The following is a 15,745-nucleotide window of genomic DNA, read 5'->3' as shown; positions in this document are numbered from 1 at the left end:
ACTTCGCCCCAGCCGTATCAGCCTTCCCCGAAAGGGTCATCGGGTCGGCCTGCGCATCGTCCTTTTCGAGGCTTGCTCGGCGTTCACTCGCGTTACGGCCTGCACACTCGCGCTGTCACCAATTCGTGACACGCTAATCGAAGGCTTCAGCCACTTCGTTACCTCCATGACTGCTCCGATTGCTTCCGGCTGGAGCGTTTGCCGGGTGGGACTTGCACCCACTGGAAAGCGCCGCCTTGTCACGGCGCACACCCGTTGCGGGCATCTCCAAGGCTCGCCCGATGGCCAAGATCGAGTAGGGAGCGGACATCCCAGTCGCTCTGAGCTATTCGGATGAAGCTGCCACCGCGGGCAGCGGAATGGGTCAGCAGGCGCCAGCAGAGAGATGTCATTCTGCGGGCGCCCGGAACTGCAGCACGTCGCGATCAGCGCTCGCTAGGGCGCAATTACACCCCCAAAGTAAATCCTGTAGCTACCGCCATCACCGAGCAAAAGCGGCGAAGGAATCTTAAACCCGACATTCTTCTCGACCTGATTTGGTCTCGACGCCATCTCTTTGGCCGAAAGCACGATTGAGCCTTCACCAATCAAGTCATCGCCAGCCCAAGCAAACGAGAGCATCGGAGATTGTTGGATTAAGCAACGCGAGCAAGGGTCCAGCAGCTGATGCGAGGATCGGCCCAATCTTTGGGATAAATTTTACAGCCTCGGCTGCTGCCCCTGTCGCTGCCGACGCCACTCCACGCATGGCGTCGCGATATTGTTCAGGATTGCCGCTGTCATGTTCCATGAGTGAGTACGAAATTGCCATGCCCCTTGGCTGTCCCCCGTAAGGTTCAATCACCTCTGGTCGCGTGTCGCTGCCGTCGACGTCGCCATGTATGACGGTTCTGAACGATCGATCGGGCATATTGGGGACCGAAACACCCAGAACTGCATAGGGCTCATCGGAGCCGACGCCGCTGGTGTCGTGGAAGCAATTTAGTCCGGTGTAGTGGATAAACATTTCACCAATCGCGAAAGCCCCCACGTCTGGCCACCAAACGATACTGCCTCCGTGAAAAACACTGATGCGACCATTCTCGGAGAAATCCGTTTCGTCTTCTACCGGCTCGCCCAAGAAAGAGTTTGGTCCGCCAAGTTGATGCCATTTAGCCCCGATCGCACCACAGACTGCTGGCATGGGTTCTCTCCATTGAGTTAAGGCGTAAAATTGAGGTTTATGTGAAGTAATATCTTTCGGAGTAGACCGGAATTGATCGGCGGATGGCTAGAACGACGCGAATGACCCAAGCCGGAGATTTGGAGGCGTGATCGCCCTAGGTGAAAAACCGCCTTTTGCGGGCCGGCCGGCAACGACGTTCACCCGGCGGATCGGATGCTTCGCGGGTCTATGCCTCGGTGCGATGCAACGTAGTCGATCTCACCGCGCGTGATACCGATGTCCGCAAGCTCGCTATCCGTCAGGCGACACAATCGGGTACGCAGCTTTTCCCGTTTGCGCCACTCCTGAAATGCATTCCAATATTTTTCGAGAGGACTGTAGACCTGCAGCTGTGGGGTTGCCGGTCGCAACTCGATGGTCCTGTGGATTGTGCTCATGGCGGTGTCCTGTCTGGACTGCTTCACCAGGCAAAGTTCGGAAAGTGCACGAGTAACGCCAGCTTCTATTGCTTCGTCTCTATATTTTGCCTCGGGCACCCTGGTGTCGACTTTCGTCATTGCCTGCTCCTCCGTCTGTTTGTGTTCACCGCAGCATGTCTGCGTCAACGATCGACAATCGTTCCATCGCGCATAAGCTTGCGCATCATCCGTTGCGCGAAGCGCTGTAAAGAGTGGTGTGTCGCTGACTTGCTGGGTAAATAGCTGGCTTCGCTGGTCGGGCGCATCTACTGAACCGTAGAGACCGTTGATCCGGAGGAAAGCCGGCGGGTCGGCGTCGGCCAGAGCTCGGCGCCGTGCCCGAAAGTTACAGCGTGTCAACCACATGGCCACGTTCCACAGAGCGCGTGGCTATGCTAGGGTTCTGTTGGCGACTGGATGCTGCGCGCGGCAGCGGTCAGCAAGAAGCATCAACCCAAGAGGGGCTGATGGAAGAGGTTGAGCGAGTCTCGCGGCTTATTGGAGACATCTACGACGCCTCGCTCGACCCGGGGCTATGGCCGACGGTGTTCGAGAAGGCCGGAGCATACGTTCAGGCCAGCACGGCGACCGTTATTTCGCAGGATACGGTCAGCAAAACCGCACACGTCTACTTCGACTGGGGTACCGAGCCCCCCTATGCGCAGCTCTATCTCGAGAAATATTGCAAACTGAACCCGGTGTTCCCAACAATCTTGCTTTTTGGCGTGGGGGAAACCCATTGTTTTCCTGATTGCGTCCCGCGCGAGGAATTCTGCCGGACACGCTTTGCCAAGGAATGGTTGATGCCTCAGGGGCACATCGATGGCCTCTTCACCATCGTGGACAAGTCCGCAACAAGTTGCGCTGTCTTTTCGGTGTTTCGCCGCATGAACGATGGCTTCGTCGACGACGAGATGCGACGACGCTTCGAGCTAATCACACCGCATGTTCGTCGCGCACTGTTGATCGGCAAAGTGATCGATCTGCACAAGGTGCAGGCGGCGCAGCTCGCCGATAGCTTGGATACACTGGCTGCCGGCATGTTCCTCGTCGACGCGATGTCACACATCGCTTACGCCAATGCCAGCGGCCAGATGCTGCTGCGTGAAGCGAGCGTCCTGCGCGCAACCGGCGGCCGACTCGGCGCCATCGACCCCGTCGCCAACCATGCCTTGCAGGAAACCTTTGCCAGATCCGCCCAGGGCGACGCGGCCGTGGGCCGGAGGGGTATTGCCATGTCCCTGAAGGCGCGCGACGGCGCGCGCTATGTCGCCAACGTGCTGCCTCTCACGTCCGGGGCACGGCGCAACGCTGGCGCTGTCTATTCTGCGACCGCAGTCGTATTCGTGCACAGAGCAACGCTCGATATGCCATCCCCGCCGGAGGCGCTGGCACGAGAGTTTCGATTGACCCCCGCTGAGCTACGCGTGCTGTTCGCCATTATCGAGGTCGGCAATGCCTCGGAGGTGGCGGAAGTACTGGGCATTTCGGAGGGAACCGTGAGGACCCATCTCCACCACTTGTACGGTAAGACGAATACGACCCGGCAGACGGAGCTGGTCAGGTTGGTCGCTGGTTATTCGACTGCATTACTGCGTTGAGCATGATCGCTCCGTGCTCGACGGTGGCACCCATTTTCTTCTGAGAGCATTCCCGCTTCTTCTGACGGAGGAAGGCGACAGGGCGAGGAATCTGCGAGCGATAACACGCGTAGCCCGCCCGAGCGCGGCGGCTACGAAGTCGTGAAGGCGAAGCTACAGATTGCTGCAATGTCGCCTACTGGCCCAACTCGGACCTCTAGTGGGGTCCGATATCGCGGCAGCTATCAGGGGCGCAGCGGAACTCAATCGCGCTGACCGGCGGCGCGGGGATTTATGAGTACACGTCCTGGTGTCTCGCGCACCGATGCAGTTCGAACTGATCCATGATTCAAACCGCCTGATCCAGCGCGGCGGCCTCATCGCCGGACCATTGCCAGCGGCCGCCGCCGGCGCGCTTGGCGGCGTAGAGCGCGCGGTCGACCTGCTCCAGCAACGATGCCGTGCCGACCGCGGACTCCGAGGCAAGCTCGGTCACCAGGATGCCGGCGCTGGCGCCGATCCGTGCCGGCTCGTGCGAGACAAAGAAGGGCAGCGACAGCGCCTCAACCACCCGCTTGGCGAGCGCCACGGCCGCATCCTTCCCCGCCGGCCCCTCTTCCACCGGACGCAGCAGCATGAATTCATCGCCGCCGAAGCGGGCAACGGTGCCCTGCGGTCCGATGCACTGGGTCAATCGTTCGGCGACCTGACGGAGCAGCGCGTCTCCGGCGTGATGGCCGAGGCGGTCATTCACCGATTTGAAACCATCAAGATCGATGGCGATGATGGCGATGCGCCCCGCCGCCTGCTCCAGCGCCGAGAGAAACGCCACACGATTCGGTAATCCGGTGAGGAAATCATGATGGGCCTGGCGCGCCAGCGCCTGCTGGGCCTCCAGCCGCTCGATGAAGGCCTTGCTGAGATGGCGGGAGGCCTCGCGCAGCGTGATCCAGAACAGGAACAGCATGCAGGAGCCGAGCTTGTAGGCGAGCTCCGGCCGCAGCAGGCCCGCCACGATGGTCGGCGCGAACAGCACGGCCGATGCCGACAGCACGATCCACGGACGCACCGCCGCGCGCGACACCATGCCGACGCAGAAGGACATCGACAGTCCGAAGCTGATCCACGCCCCGGCCGCATCGCCGAGCCGGAGCGCGCGGTATGACAGTAAGCCGAGCCCCACCGAGAACGCCACCGCGCCGATGCCGTAGATGTGCTCCCAGCGCAGCACGTCCGCGTCGGAAAAATTTGTCGATCGCAGCTTATAGAGATGCAGGCTGTACAGCCGGGCGCCAGCGGTGATCAGAATGAGACAGGAAATCAAGGCATAGCCGATATCCCCGCTGACCAGGGCAAGCGCGATCGCACCGGTGCCCGATGTCACGGTGATCGCCATGACTTGCGGCATCGACGTGTACAGCAATTTGATCAGTTCGCGGCGAATGCCTGGCTGCACGGCGCCGGACAAGGCTGTCAGTCTCATGGACCGGCACCATGCCGTGGAGTTGCTAAGAAACGGTGAGGCGGATTGGTCCGGTCATTGCCTGCTTCATGACAGGCTTAAGGGACCATCAAGGCGGCGGTAGCCGCAGCAGGAGCTCCGTTCTGGAACGCCGTCATTCCGGGGCGCGCAAAGCGCGAACCCGGAATCCATCGGGCCGCATACGCAGGCGGAGAAATGGATTCCGGGCTCGATGCGGAGCCTGTCATCGGGCCGCGCTTTGCGCGGACCCGGTGGCATCGCCCCGGAATGACGGCGAGCTTTGTGCGGGGCTACGTCACCACATCGTCTGGCGGGCGCGCTCTGGCCATTCGCGGTCGTAGGTTTCGCCGCCGACCTTGTCCTCGCTCATGCCAGCGAGGATCTGGCCCGGAGTCGGCAACGTCCTGGGATCGACGCGCTTGTCGGGATTCCAGAGGTCGGCGCGGACGATCGCGCGGGCGCACTGGAAGTAGATCTCGTCGACGGTCATGACGATGACGGAGCGCGGCGCCTTGCCTTCCATCTTGAAGAAGGCAAGCAAATCGGGATCGATGGAGAGATGGGCACTGCCGTTGACGCGCAGCGTGGTGCCGGCGCCGGGGATCAGGAACAAGAGCGCGACGCGCGGGTCGCGGACGATGTTGCGGAGCGAATCGACGCGGTTGTTGCCGCGGCGGTCTGGCATCATCAGCGTCTTCTCGTCATGGATGCGGACGAAGCCGGGCAGGTCGCCGCGCGGCGAGCAATCGATGCCTTCGGGACCGACGGTGGCGAGCGCCGCGAACGGCGACGTCTCGATCAGGATGCGATAGGGCGGCGTGACGCGATCGGCGACCTTGACGGTGGAAGCATCGTTGGGGAAGCCGTAGATCGCCTCCAATTGCTCGATCGTCGCGATATTTGTCATCGGCTTCCCTTGTTTACTCGTCCCAGCGGCTGCCCTTGATGATCCGCGCGAGCTGGCCCGCGTGATAGTCGGCGGTGCCGACATTGACGATGGTGAAGTCGGGAGCGGCCGTCGTCTCATCGACGGTGCGGCCGAGCCGATGCTCGATCCGTCCGTCGCTCACGCGTCCGCGCATTGCGAGCCGTTCGGCCAGCACGTTCGGCGGCGCGGTGATCTGGACCACGACGACATTGGCGTAGGCGCGGCGGGCTACCGATATCACCGTGCGCGAGACGTTGGCGATCACGGTGCGGCCGGCGCGCAGATCCTCGTCGACCGCGCGCGGCAGCGCATAGCTGTGGCCATGTGCCTCCCAATGCATGGCATAGTCGCCGCGCGCGACTGCCTCGGCAAACGCGTCCGCGCTGACCTCCTCATTGTCCTCGGATGCCGAGGAGGCGCGCGTGATCACGCGGCGCGCGAAGACCGCATTGCCGTCCTCGGCACAGGCCGCCTTGGCGAGCCCGAGCAGCGTATCCTTGCCGGCGCCGCTCGGGCCGACCACCAGCACCAGGCGGCCGGGGCCGATGGCTATGGGTGTGTCGATTGCGATTGCCTGTGCTTCCGTCATGCGACCCGCTCCCCTTCCCGCCAGACACTGCGCACCACCGGGAGGTCGCGCGCGATGTGCACGCGGATCAGGTCGGCGCGCTTGCCGACCGCGATCTCGCCGCGGTCCGTGAGCCCCACCGCCTCGGCCGCCGTCTTCGTGACCGTGCGCACCGCGGAGGCGAGATCAATCGCCGGGACATGCCGCGGCAATTGCAGCGCCGCCATCAACAGGCTCGAAGGAATGTAGTCGGACGACAGGATATCGAGCAACCCCTCGCGGGCGAGATCGACGGCGGCGATATTGCCGGAATGCGAGCCGCCGCGCACCACGTTGGGCGCGCCCATCAGGATGTCGATGCCGGCCGCGTGCAGGCCGCGGGCGGCTTCCATCGTGGTCGGGAATTCCGCGACCGAGACGCGGTCGCGCACGGCGTCGACGACGTTCTCCTCGGTGGTGTCGTCGTGGCTCGCGAGCGGGATATTGTATTCATGCGCGAGCGCGACGATGGCGCGCATGTTGGTGGCGGCATAGGCCTTTTGGTTGGCGAAACGCCGGGCGAAGAGCTCGTCGAGCTGGGCGTCGGTCATGCCGCCGCCCTTGCCGCGATAGTAGTCGCGCAGCTTCACTTCGTCGCGGAACTGGCGCTGGCCCGGGGTGTGATCCATCAGCGACATCAGGCGGACGTCGGGCCGGTCGATCAGCTCTTTCGCCTCGGCCACCACATCGGGCATCGGGATTTCGCAGCGCAGGTGCAGGAAGTGATCCGCACGGAGCAGATTGCCCTCGCGCGCCGCCGAGATCGCCGCCGCCAGAATGCCGGCGCGGCCGTCGACATCCTCGGCACCGTCCTCGCGCCAGACCCGGAGCGAATCGAGGACCGTGGTGATGCCCGAGGTCGCAAGCTGCGCGTCATAGGAGATGACGGAGGCAACCGGATTCCAGAACACTTTCGGGCGCGGCACGTAATGGGCTTCGAGGTGATCGGTGTGCAGCTCGATCATGCCCGGCATGATGAGATCGCCGCCGGCATCCTCGCTGCCATCGGGGGCGCTCCCCTCACCGAATTCGGCAATGCGGCCATCGGCGAGCGCGACCCAACCGCGCTCGATGACGCGATCGGCCAGCACAAGGCGCGCATTGCCGATGATGGTCTCTCTTGCGGTCATCTCACCCCTCTCATGCCGCCGCAGCGAATGACGTGACATCCACGATTCGGTCTGCAATCAGATGACGGATTTCATCGTCATGCACGATCGCGACCATTGCGACGCCGCGGCGTTTCTTCTCGTCGATCAGTTCTACCACCACGGCGCGGTTGGCCGCATCGAGCGAGGCCGTCGGCTCGTCCAGCAGCAGGATCGGCAGATCGGACACGAAGCCGCGGGCGATGTTGACGCGTTGCTGCTCGCCGCCGGAGAACGTCGAGGGCGGCAGCCGCCACAGCCGCTCGGGGATGTTGAGACGGCGGAGCAGCGCGGCGGCCTTGTCGCGCGCCTCGGCACGCGGCGTGCCGCCAGCGACGAGCGGCTCGGCCACGACATCGATGGTCGCGACCCGCGGCACGGCGCGCAGGAACTGGCTGACATAACCGACGGTGGCGCGGCGCATGGTCAGGACCTGCCGCGGCTCGGCGCTGGAAAGATCGATCACCTTGCCCTGGTGGCGGATGCCGATCCGCCCAGCATCGCAGCGATAGTTGCCGAAGATCATCTTCAGGATCGACGACTTGCCGGCCCCTGACGGCCCGGACAGCACGACGCATTCGCCCGGTTCGACATGGAACGAGACGTTGCTCACGACAGGCAGTTCGACCCCGCCCTGCAGATGCATGGTGAAGGTCTTTGCCGCGTTGGAGATTTCGATCATCGCAGTCATCGGTGCCCTCATGGCGGCAGGATCGAGGAAACGAGCAGCTGGGTGTAGGGCTCGCGTGGATCATCGAGCACCTGGTCGGTCAGGCCGGTCTCGATGACGCGGCCGCCCTTCATCACCATCACCCGGTGTGACAATAGGCGCGCCACCGCGAGGTCGTGGGTGACGACGATGGCGGCGAGGTTGAGCTCGCTGACGAGATTGCGCATGAGGTCGAGCAGGCGGGCCTGCACGGAGACGTCGAGCCCACCGGTCGGCTCGTCCATGAACACCAGCCGCGGCGCAGTGACGAGGTTGCGCGCGATCTGCAGGCGCTGCCGCATACCGCCCGAATAGGTCTTCGGCGCATCGTCGATGCGGCCGACGTCGATCTCGACGCGCTCGAGCCATGTCGTTGCGGTGTCGCGGATGCGGCCATAGTGATTCCAGCCGATCGCCATCAGCCGCTCGCCGACATTGGCGCCGGCGGAGACCGCCATGCGCAGGCCCTGTGCGGGATCCTGGTGCACATAGCCCCAATCGGTGCGGAACAGGAAGCGCCGCTCGGCTTCGCCGAGCGAAGCAAGATCACGCAGCACACCATCGCGCATGCGATAGGACACGCTGCCCGCGCTCGGCGCAAGCTGGGCCGACAATAGTTGCAGCAAGGTCGACTTGCCCGAGCCGGACTCGCCGACGATCGCCAGCACCTCGCCGGGATGGAGCGAGAACGACACGTCGCGGCAGGCGGCCAGCCGGCCGAAATTCTTCGACAGGCCGTCCGCAATCAAGAGCGGCTGATCGTCGTCGGGCGTGGTCACCGGCTCAGACATGCGCCCTCTCCTTGTGCGGCGCTGCGCTCTGGTGGCCGCGATGGCCTTCGGCCTGGCGCTGCTCGCAATAGTCGGTATCGGAGCAGACGAACATCCGCCCGCCCTTGTCGTCGGTGACGATCTCGTCGAGATAGGAATTCTCCGCGCCGCAGAGCGCGCACGGCGCGTCGAAGCGGTAGGGCTTGAACGGATGGTCCTCGAAATCGAGCGAGACCACGGTCGTGTAGGGCGGGATCGCATAGATGCGCTTCTCGCGGCCGGCGCCGAACAATTGCAGCGCCGCGCAATTGTCCATCTTCGGATTGTCGAATTTCGGCGTCGGCGACGGGTCCATCACATAGCGCGCGTTCACCTTCACCGGATAGGCATAGGCGGTGGCGATATGGCCGAAGCGCGCGATGTCCTCGTACAGCTTGACATGCATCAAGCCGTATTCGGCGAGTGCATGCATGCGCCGCGTCTCGGTCTCGCGCGGCTCGAGGAAGCGCAGCGGCTCGGGGATCGGCACCTGATAGACCAGCACCTGCCCCTCATGCAGCGACGCCTCTGGGATGCGGTGGCGAGTCTGGATTACGGTTGCTTCCGTGGTCGACGTCGTGGTCGCGACGCCCGCGGTCTTGCCGAAGAATTTGCGGATCGAGATCGCATTCGTCGTATCGTCCGAGCCCTGGTCGATCACCTTCAAGACGTCATCGGGGCCGAGGATCGCGGCGGTCACTTGCACGCCGCCGGTGCCCCAGCCATAGGGCATCGGCATCTCGCGGCTCGCGAACGGCACCTGGTAGCCGGGGATCGCGATCGCCTTCAGGATCGCGCGGCGGATCATCCGCTTGGTCTGTTCGTCGAGATAGGCGAAATTATACGACGGCGCGTTCATTCGGCGGCCTCCTGCAGCGGCTCCGATGCGTTGGCGTCAGTGAATTCCTTGCGCAGCCTGCGCAGCAGGCCGAGCTCGGACTGGAAGTCGACATAATGCGGCAGCTTGAGATGCTCGACGAAGCCGGTCGCCTGCACATTGTCGGAATGCGACATCACGAATTCCTCGTCCTGCGCCGGCGCCCTCACCTCCTCCCCGAGCTCGCGCGCGCGCAGTGCACGATCGACCAGCGCCATCGACATGGTCTTGCGCTCGCTCTGGCCGAAGGCCAGCCCGTAGCCGCGGGTGAAGCACGGCGCTTCCGTCGCCGAGCCCTTGAACTGATTGACCATCTGGCACTCGGTGAGTTCGATTCTCCCGAGTGGAACGGCAAAACCCGCATCCTCGGCGAAGAATTCGACATCGACCTCGCCGAAGCGGATCTCGCCGGCGAAGGGATGGTTGCGGCCATAGCCACGCTGGGTGGAGTAGCCGAGCGCGAGCAGGAAACCTTCGTCGGCGCGCGCGAGATTCTGCAGCCGCAGATCGCGGTCGGCGGGGAAGCTGAGCGGCTCGCGCGTGAGATCGCCGATCGGCGCGTCCGCTTCTGCCGGCGGCGACGCTTCGATCAGACCATCGTGAGCGAGGATGTCGGTGACGCGCGGCGTCTCGGCGGACGATGTTTCGCCGGTCGCAGGCGCCTCCGGCACAAAACCCTCGGCAAGCTGCGGGTCGAGCAGGCGGTGAGTGTAGTCGAAGGTGGGGCCGAGGATCTGGCCGCCGGGAATGTCCTTGAAGGTCGCGGAGATGCGGCGGCGGATCTGCATGTTGCCGGTATCGACCGGCTCGGTGGCGCCGAAGCGCGGCAGCGTGGCGCGGAAGGCGCGAACCAGGAAGATCGCCTCGATCAGGTCGCCGCGCGCCTGCTTGATCGCGAGCGCGGCCAGCTCGCGGTCATAGAGCGAACCTTCCGCCATCACGCGATCGACGCCGAGCGCAAGCTGTTCGGAAATCTGCGCAAGCGTAAGCTCCGGCACCTCGCGCTCGCCGCGCCGTTCATGCGCGAGCAGGCGATGGGCGTTCTCGATGGCGCGTTCGCCGCCCTTGACCGCAACGTACATCGTCAGTCCTTCCCATGAGCGAGCCGCGTGGTGCGCGGGATCGCAACAATCTCATCACCCGCGACCAGCACGACGTCGATGCCGCGCGGGAACAGCGTGGCGTTGACGGCGAGTTGGTCGAACAGGTCGTGCGGCTCGATCGTCGCTGTCAGCACGGTGGAGCCGTCGATGCCCGGGCCGCGCAGTTCGTAGGCCGCGCCTTGCGAGAGGCTGCCAATCTGCAGGATCAGCGTGGTCGAGCGATCGGGATATTCACCGCTGCCGAGCGCGAAACGATCGAGCGCGGGAAGATTCTCGGGATCGCCGATCAGCGCAAAGCTTGCAATCGCGGGATCGCCGGTGATGGGCGCGCCGGTATGGAACTTGAGCCATTTGGCGACTTCGGGGGTCGACATCGCGCCGTCGAGCCAGATCGGCGTATCGTGATCGAACAGCGTCAGCGCGATCGCGGCCGCGCCGTGCATCACGCCATCAGGCGCGCCGGCCGACGCCGCGATTCGCTCGACCTTCCCCGGACGCGCCATCGCGTTCATTACGGAACGGAATGTCGCCTGCGCCGACAAGACCTTGTCGGAGAAGCCCGGCGGCAGTTCGGCAATCGCCGTCATGTCTTCAGCCCTCACCGCGCACCATCGTATAGAAATCAACCCGCGTCGCCGCCGTCTCCGCGGCCACCCGGTCCCGCTTGGCGATCATGGCCGTGCGCAGCGGCGCGATCACCTCCTGCTCGACCGCATCGGCAAAATCGTCCGATTGCGCCATGGCGTCGCACAACGCGATCAGCCGCGCCTTCTCATGGTCGCGTCCGAGCGTGTAGCCGAAACCGACCTGGCCGGTCGAAAGCAGCACCGCCGCGCGCGAGACAGTCGCCTCGCCGATATTGAAGGGCGCGCCATCGCCGCCGACCCGGCCGCGCACCATGACGAGACCGTTTTCCGGTTCACGCAGGGTCTTGTGAGCGGGCAGCGCCATCTCGCTGAGCCGGGCCGAAATGTCGGCAGCGTCCGACTGGGCGAGCACCGCCATTCCCGCCCGGCGCTGCGCCCGCCTGCTGTCTTGCTCGGTCTTCGTCATCTCGCGGAACCTTGCCTGACTGAAGTTGTCTATGATACTAGACAACTTGATAAGCAAACGCCATGACTGTTTCATGACAGAGGCATGATTTTCGACAGGACTGGGTTTCCGATATGAGTGTGCAGGACACCGCCTCATCGGGCGTCGCGCTGTGGCGCCTGGTCGCCGACGGCATCGAGCGCGGCATCGCCGAGGGCCGCTTTGCCGCCGGCGAGAAGCTGCCGGGCGAGATGGAGATTGCGGAGACCTACCGCGTGAACCGGCACACGGTGCGGCGCGCCCTGGCGGCGCTCGCCGAGCGCGGACTGGTGCGTGCCGAACGCGGCAGCGGCACTTATGTCGAGGTGCAGAAAATCGCCTATCCGCTGCGCTCGCGCACGCGGTTCTCGGAGATCGTCGGCGCCGGCGGCCGCGAGCCACGCGGGCAATTGATCGATGCCTCGGAAGACGTGGCGAGCCGGGAATTGGCGCGGGAACTCGGACTGAAGGTCGGCGCTCCACTGGTCCGGATCGAGTCGCTGCGGTTCGCCGACCGTGCGCCGATCTGCGTCTCCACCTCCTGGCTTTCGACCGAGCGCTTTCCGGGCGCGGGAGAGGTGTTCGCCAGCGTCCGCTCGATGACGAAACTGCTCGAACATTTCGGCATCCGCGACTACCGCCGCGCCTCGACGCGGATCACCGCCGGCATCGTCGACGCCACCGACGCCGCGCGGCTCGACCTGGCGCTCGGCCGCCCGATCCTCGTGGTCGACTCGACCGACGTCGATCCGGACGACAAGCCGCTGGTGACAAAGCGCTCCCGTTTTGCGGCGGAGCGCGTGGAGTTCTTGGTGGAGAACGGGTAATCCAGTTCTTTCCTCTCCCCGCTCTTCGCGGGGGCGAGACGAGCAAAGCTCACTCTGCGCGGGTTAGGGTGAGGGGCTGCTTCTGCAAATTCGATAGGCGAGAGTGCGCGGAGAGGCCCCTCACCCGGCGCTTCGCGCCGACCTCTCCCCGCAAGAGCGGGGCGAGGTGACTCCTACGCCAGCGCGCGCTGGCCGATGATGGCGAAGCGGAGTTTGGTCGAGATCCAGTCGATCACGGCGACCGCGATCAGGATCATCAAGATCAGGAACGACACCTTCTGCCATTCCAGCACGCGGATTTGTTCGGCGAGCTGCAGCCCGATGCCGCCGGCACCGACGATGCCGATGATCGTGGCCGAACGCGTGTTCGATTCGATGAAATAGAGCACCTGACCCGCGATCACGGGCAGGACCTGCGGGATCAGGCCGAAGCGGATCTCGTGCAGGACGCCGCCGCCGGAAGCTCTGATGCCCTCGACCTGCTTCTTGTCGGCGCCTTCAATGGCCTCGGAGAACAATTTGCCGAAGGCGCCGAAATCCGACACCGCGATGGCGAGCACGCCGGCGAACGGGCCGAGACCGACGACATTGATCCACACCAAGGCCCAGATCAGCGTGTCGACGCCGCGGATCGTATCCAGGAAACGTCGCACCGGGAAACGGAAGATGGCGGAGGGCACGATGTTGCGCGCGGCGAGCAGGCTGACCGGCAGCGCCATGAACGCGGCCAGCGTCGTGCCGAGCAGCGCGATCGACAGCGTCTCGCCGAGCGCGGAGAGATAGGTCGGCAGCGACGAGCCGGGATCGGGCGGGACCATCATCAGCGTGATCCAGCCGAGCTCACGCAGGCCGCTCACCAGCTTGGTCGGCGAGAAATCGAGATCGAACAGGCCGAAGGCGAAGACCGCTAATGCCGCCAGCAGCATCAAGGGCGTGGCGAGGCGCGCCGAGGCCGGGCGGTCGAAAACGTCAGGGTATTTCGTCCGCAGCGCCTGCGAATCCGGCTTTGGCAACTGGCTCATGCCCGCCCCTCCTTGCCGAACAGTTTTGCGCGCAGCCAGCCGGTGGTGATGTCGATCACGAACACGGTCAGGACGATGGTGACCAGGATGGCGCTGACGTCGGAATAATAGAATTTGCGAATCGCGACCACGAGCTCCTGCCCGATGCCGCCGGCGCCGACAAAGCCCATCACGGACGCTTCGCGCACATTGATCTCGAAGCGCAGCAGCGCATAGCTGGCATAGCCCGCCGAGACCTGCGGCAGCACGGCGAACCGCATGCAGGACAGCCAGCTCGCGCCGGTCGAGCGGATGCCCTCCACCGGCTTCATGTCGGCATTCTCGACGATCTCGGAGAACAATTTGCCGAGCGCGCCCGTGGAATGCACGGCGATCGCGAGCACGCCCGCCATCGGCCCGAGCCCGAACGCGATCACGAACACCAGCGCGAACACGATGGCGGGCACGGTGCGCGCAAATTCGAGCAGGCGGCGGACGACAAAGCGCAGCCAGGGCCCGGGCGAGGTGTTTTGGGCGACGAAGAAGTTCAACGCAAGCGCAAGGACGGCGCCGGTCAGCGTGCCGACATAGCTGATCAAGATGGTCTCGGCGAGCAGCTTCAGCCAATTCTTCCAGCCCCAGAACCATTCGCCGAAATCGGTCCAGACCCGCTGGCCGTTATCGAGCGTGAGGATGCGGTCGAAATAGGAGACGAAGTTGCCGAAATAGGCGAAGAGCGTGCGCAGGTTCACTTCGGCGCCGATGCCAGCGACGACGAGCGCCGCGACAAACACCGCTGCCGCCAGCATCGTCTTCAGCCGCTTGCGCGCGACCGCCTTGCGATAGGCCTCGTTCAGCGCCGCGAGCTGCTGGGCGGGAAGGATGGATACGGCGGTGGTCATCTGCTCTGCTTGCTTGGGATCTGCTGCTTGCCCTCAACGGAAAACAGGCCGGGTCGCAATTGACCCGGCCTGCGTGGTTCGTGTCACCCGATCAGGACGCCTTCTTCTTGCGCAGGGTGTCGACGAACTTGATCAGCTCGATCGTGCCGTCCCAATCCTTGGTGGTCGCGGGATGGAAGCCCTTCTTCTGGCCGTCGGATAGCTTGTCGAACGCCGCCTTGTCCTTGGTCGGCGCTTCGAAGAAGGCTTTCGCGATCGCGGCCTTCAGATCGTCGGGAAGATCGGAGTTGTAGGCATAGGGTCCGTTGATGATCTCGGCCGACTTGTTGATGATACGGAAATCTTCTTTCTTCATCGGCGAGCCGTCGGCGTTCTTCAGCATGCCCTTGTGCAGCATCTGGGCGAGCGTGGAGTCGTCGTCGCTGGTCCACTGGTTGGCGGCGACATCAACCGTGCCCTGCGACAGCGCGAGCATCGCGTTCTCGTGGCTGCCGGTGAAGACAACCTTGCTGAAATAGGCTTCGGCGTCCGGAATGCCCTTCTTGTTGAGCTCGAAGCGCGGCACGTTGTTGCCGGAGGTCGAGTTCGGATCGACGAGGCCGAGGTTCTTGCCCTTCACGTCCTCGATGGTCTTGTAGGGGCTGGTCGCCTTGACGAAGAACATCGAGTAGTAGCCGGTCGAGCCGTCGGCGTTGATGTCGTTGGCGAAGGCGTCGGTCTTGACGCCGGTCAGCCGCGCGCGGGCGAAGGAGGCCGAACCGTAGCTGGCGATCTGGATGTTGCCGGAGCGCTGGCCTTCGATCACCGCAGCATAGTCGTTGGCGATGCGCAGCGTGACCTTCACGCCGAGTTCCTTGGAGAGATAGTTGACGAACGGCGTCCAGCGCTCGGTAACACCGGACGCGTTTTCAGCCGGCACGACCGCGAAGGTCAGCTCCGGATATTTGGCCTTCCAGTCCTGCGCCGACGCGGACGCGGTGAGCGCGAGCGCGGCAGCGCCGGCGAGAACGATGCGACGAGTGATCATGGTTTACCCCTGCTGTTATGGTAGCGCCTGGATCACGATCCGAGACGCAA

At 64.2% G+C, this 15,745-nt stretch carries 17 protein-coding genes; 2 read left to right on the top strand and 15 right to left on the bottom strand.

Annotated elements, in window-relative coordinates; translation table 11 throughout:
* Window positions 1–592: 592 nt before the first annotated feature.
* Window positions 593–1,183, bottom strand: a complete 591-nt coding sequence (locus YY7_RS58340) for an LGFP repeat-containing protein (RefSeq protein ID WP_080663809.1) — start codon at window positions 1,181–1,183, stop codon at window positions 593–595.
* Between the two features lie 179 nt (window positions 1,184–1,362).
* Complete coding sequence (locus YY7_RS63325) at window positions 1,363–1,989, bottom strand: DUF1127 domain-containing protein (protein ID WP_245287357.1); 627 nt, start codon at window positions 1,987–1,989, stop codon at window positions 1,363–1,365.
* Between the two features lie 101 nt (window positions 1,990–2,090).
* Here YY7_RS63325 and YY7_RS0123105 point away from each other — a divergent pair, with 101 nt between their 5' ends.
* On the top strand, window positions 2,091–3,224 hold the full coding sequence (locus YY7_RS0123105) for a helix-turn-helix transcriptional regulator (RefSeq protein WP_028165316.1): 1,134 nt from the start codon (window positions 2,091–2,093) through the stop codon (window positions 3,222–3,224).
* A gap of 328 nt (window positions 3,225–3,552) precedes the next feature.
* Here YY7_RS0123105 and YY7_RS0123100 read toward each other — a convergent pair whose 3' ends face one another.
* From YY7_RS0123100 to phnG, 10 genes are all read right to left on the bottom strand, one after another.
* Window positions 3,553–4,686: a GGDEF domain-containing protein gene (locus YY7_RS0123100; protein ID WP_028165315.1), complete on the bottom strand. Its 1,134-nt coding sequence runs from the start codon at window positions 4,684–4,686 to the stop codon at window positions 3,553–3,555.
* A gap of 295 nt (window positions 4,687–4,981) precedes the next feature.
* Complete coding sequence (locus YY7_RS0123095; protein WP_028165314.1) at window positions 4,982–5,593, bottom strand: pyridoxamine 5'-phosphate oxidase family protein; 612 nt, start codon at window positions 5,591–5,593, stop codon at window positions 4,982–4,984.
* A gap of 13 nt (window positions 5,594–5,606) precedes the next feature.
* Window positions 5,607–6,203 carry a phosphonate metabolism protein/1,5-bisphosphokinase (PRPP-forming) PhnN gene (gene phnN, locus YY7_RS0123090; RefSeq protein WP_028165313.1) on the bottom strand — a complete coding sequence of 199 codons (597 nt, stop codon included), beginning with the start codon at window positions 6,201–6,203 and terminating at the stop codon, window positions 5,607–5,609.
* The gene (locus YY7_RS0123085; RefSeq protein ID WP_028165312.1) at window positions 6,200–7,351 is read right to left on the bottom strand and encodes an alpha-D-ribose 1-methylphosphonate 5-triphosphate diphosphatase; all 1,152 of its coding nucleotides are present in this window, start codon (window positions 7,349–7,351) and stop codon (window positions 6,200–6,202) included. The genes phnN and YY7_RS0123085 overlap by 4 nt, the downstream gene beginning before the upstream one ends.
* 10 nt (window positions 7,352–7,361) lie before the next feature.
* A complete protein-coding gene (gene phnL / locus YY7_RS0123080; protein ID WP_028165311.1) occupies window positions 7,362–8,060 on the bottom strand; it encodes a phosphonate C-P lyase system protein PhnL in 699 nt (232 codons plus the stop codon).
* An 8-nt stretch (window positions 8,061–8,068) separates the two neighbouring features.
* Window positions 8,069–8,869: a phosphonate C-P lyase system protein PhnK gene (phnK, locus tag YY7_RS0123075; protein ID WP_028165310.1), complete on the bottom strand. Its 801-nt coding sequence runs from the start codon at window positions 8,867–8,869 to the stop codon at window positions 8,069–8,071.
* Window positions 8,862–9,746, bottom strand: a complete 885-nt coding sequence (locus YY7_RS0123070; protein ID WP_028165309.1) for an alpha-D-ribose 1-methylphosphonate 5-phosphate C-P-lyase PhnJ — start codon at window positions 9,744–9,746, stop codon at window positions 8,862–8,864. The genes phnK and YY7_RS0123070 overlap by 8 nt, the downstream gene beginning before the upstream one ends.
* Complete coding sequence (locus tag YY7_RS0123065) at window positions 9,743–10,846, bottom strand: carbon-phosphorus lyase complex subunit PhnI (protein WP_028165308.1); 1,104 nt, start codon at window positions 10,844–10,846, stop codon at window positions 9,743–9,745. The genes YY7_RS0123070 and YY7_RS0123065 overlap by 4 nt, the downstream gene beginning before the upstream one ends.
* 2 nt (window positions 10,847–10,848) lie before the next feature.
* Entirely contained in the window at window positions 10,849–11,454 is a 606-nt protein-coding gene (phnH, locus tag YY7_RS0123060) for a phosphonate C-P lyase system protein PhnH (RefSeq protein WP_028165307.1), read from the bottom strand.
* A gap of 4 nt (window positions 11,455–11,458) precedes the next feature.
* A complete protein-coding gene (phnG, locus tag YY7_RS0123055) occupies window positions 11,459–11,920 on the bottom strand; it encodes a phosphonate C-P lyase system protein PhnG (RefSeq protein WP_028165306.1) in 462 nt (153 codons plus the stop codon).
* Window positions 11,921–12,033: 113 nt separating this feature from the next.
* Here phnG and phnF point away from each other — a divergent pair, with 113 nt between their 5' ends.
* Window positions 12,034–12,765 carry a phosphonate metabolism transcriptional regulator PhnF gene (gene phnF, locus YY7_RS0123050; protein ID WP_028165305.1) on the top strand — a complete coding sequence of 244 codons (732 nt, stop codon included), beginning with the start codon at window positions 12,034–12,036 and terminating at the stop codon, window positions 12,763–12,765.
* 173 nt (window positions 12,766–12,938) lie between these two features.
* Here phnF and phnE (YY7_RS0123045) read toward each other — a convergent pair whose 3' ends face one another.
* The 3 genes from phnE (YY7_RS0123045) to phnD form a co-directional block, all read right to left on the bottom strand.
* Complete coding sequence (phnE, locus tag YY7_RS0123045; RefSeq protein WP_028165304.1) at window positions 12,939–13,787, bottom strand: phosphonate ABC transporter, permease protein PhnE; 849 nt, start codon at window positions 13,785–13,787, stop codon at window positions 12,939–12,941.
* Complete coding sequence (phnE, locus tag YY7_RS0123040) at window positions 13,784–14,668, bottom strand: phosphonate ABC transporter, permease protein PhnE (protein ID WP_028165303.1); 885 nt, start codon at window positions 14,666–14,668, stop codon at window positions 13,784–13,786. Before phnE (YY7_RS0123040) ends, phnE (YY7_RS0123045) begins: the two co-directional genes overlap by 4 nt.
* 91 nt (window positions 14,669–14,759) lie before the next feature.
* Entirely contained in the window at window positions 14,760–15,695 is a 936-nt protein-coding gene (phnD, locus tag YY7_RS0123035; RefSeq protein WP_028165302.1) for a phosphonate ABC transporter substrate-binding protein, read from the bottom strand.
* Window positions 15,696–15,745: the final 50 nt, after the last annotated feature.

Source organism: Bradyrhizobium elkanii WSM2783 (assembly GCF_000472865.1).
Taxonomy (GTDB): Bacteria; Pseudomonadota; Alphaproteobacteria; order Rhizobiales; family Xanthobacteraceae; genus Bradyrhizobium; species Bradyrhizobium elkanii_A.
Note: the sequence above shows the minus strand (reverse complement) of the source record. Positions and strands in the feature narration are given on the sequence as shown.

Bases quoted from the DNA above. Each gene is read 5' to 3' on its own strand.
- YY7_RS58340 (WP_080663809.1), bottom strand. From the start codon at position 1,183: ATGCCAGCAGTCTGTGGTGCGATCGGGGCTAAATGGCATCAACTTGGC.
- YY7_RS63325 (WP_245287357.1), bottom strand. From the start codon at position 1,989: ATGTGGTTGACACGCTGTAACTTTCGGGCACGGCGCCGAGCTCTGGCC.
- YY7_RS0123105 (WP_028165316.1), top strand. From the start codon at position 2,091: ATGGAAGAGGTTGAGCGAGTCTCGCGGCTTATTGGAGACATCTACGAC.
- YY7_RS0123100 (WP_028165315.1), bottom strand. From the start codon at position 4,686: ATGAGACTGACAGCCTTGTCCGGCGCCGTGCAGCCAGGCATTCGCCGC.
- YY7_RS0123095 (WP_028165314.1), bottom strand. From the start codon at position 5,593: ATGACAAATATCGCGACGATCGAGCAATTGGAGGCGATCTACGGCTTC.
- phnN (WP_028165313.1), bottom strand. From the start codon at position 6,203: ATGACGGAAGCACAGGCAATCGCAATCGACACACCCATAGCCATCGGC.
- YY7_RS0123085 (WP_028165312.1), bottom strand. From the start codon at position 7,351: ATGACCGCAAGAGAGACCATCATCGGCAATGCGCGCCTTGTGCTGGCC.
- phnL (WP_028165311.1), bottom strand. From the start codon at position 8,060: ATGACTGCGATGATCGAAATCTCCAACGCGGCAAAGACCTTCACCATG.
- phnK (WP_028165310.1), bottom strand. From the start codon at position 8,869: ATGTCTGAGCCGGTGACCACGCCCGACGACGATCAGCCGCTCTTGATT.
- YY7_RS0123070 (WP_028165309.1), bottom strand. From the start codon at position 9,746: ATGAACGCGCCGTCGTATAATTTCGCCTATCTCGACGAACAGACCAAG.
- YY7_RS0123065 (WP_028165308.1), bottom strand. From the start codon at position 10,846: ATGTACGTTGCGGTCAAGGGCGGCGAACGCGCCATCGAGAACGCCCAT.
- phnH (WP_028165307.1), bottom strand. From the start codon at position 11,454: ATGACGGCGATTGCCGAACTGCCGCCGGGCTTCTCCGACAAGGTCTTG.
- phnG (WP_028165306.1), bottom strand. From the start codon at position 11,920: ATGACGAAGACCGAGCAAGACAGCAGGCGGGCGCAGCGCCGGGCGGGA.
- phnF (WP_028165305.1), top strand. From the start codon at position 12,034: ATGAGTGTGCAGGACACCGCCTCATCGGGCGTCGCGCTGTGGCGCCTG.
- phnE (WP_028165304.1), bottom strand. From the start codon at position 13,787: ATGAGCCAGTTGCCAAAGCCGGATTCGCAGGCGCTGCGGACGAAATAC.
- phnE (WP_028165303.1), bottom strand. From the start codon at position 14,668: ATGACCACCGCCGTATCCATCCTTCCCGCCCAGCAGCTCGCGGCGCTG.
- phnD (WP_028165302.1), bottom strand. From the start codon at position 15,695: ATGATCACTCGTCGCATCGTTCTCGCCGGCGCTGCCGCGCTCGCGCTC.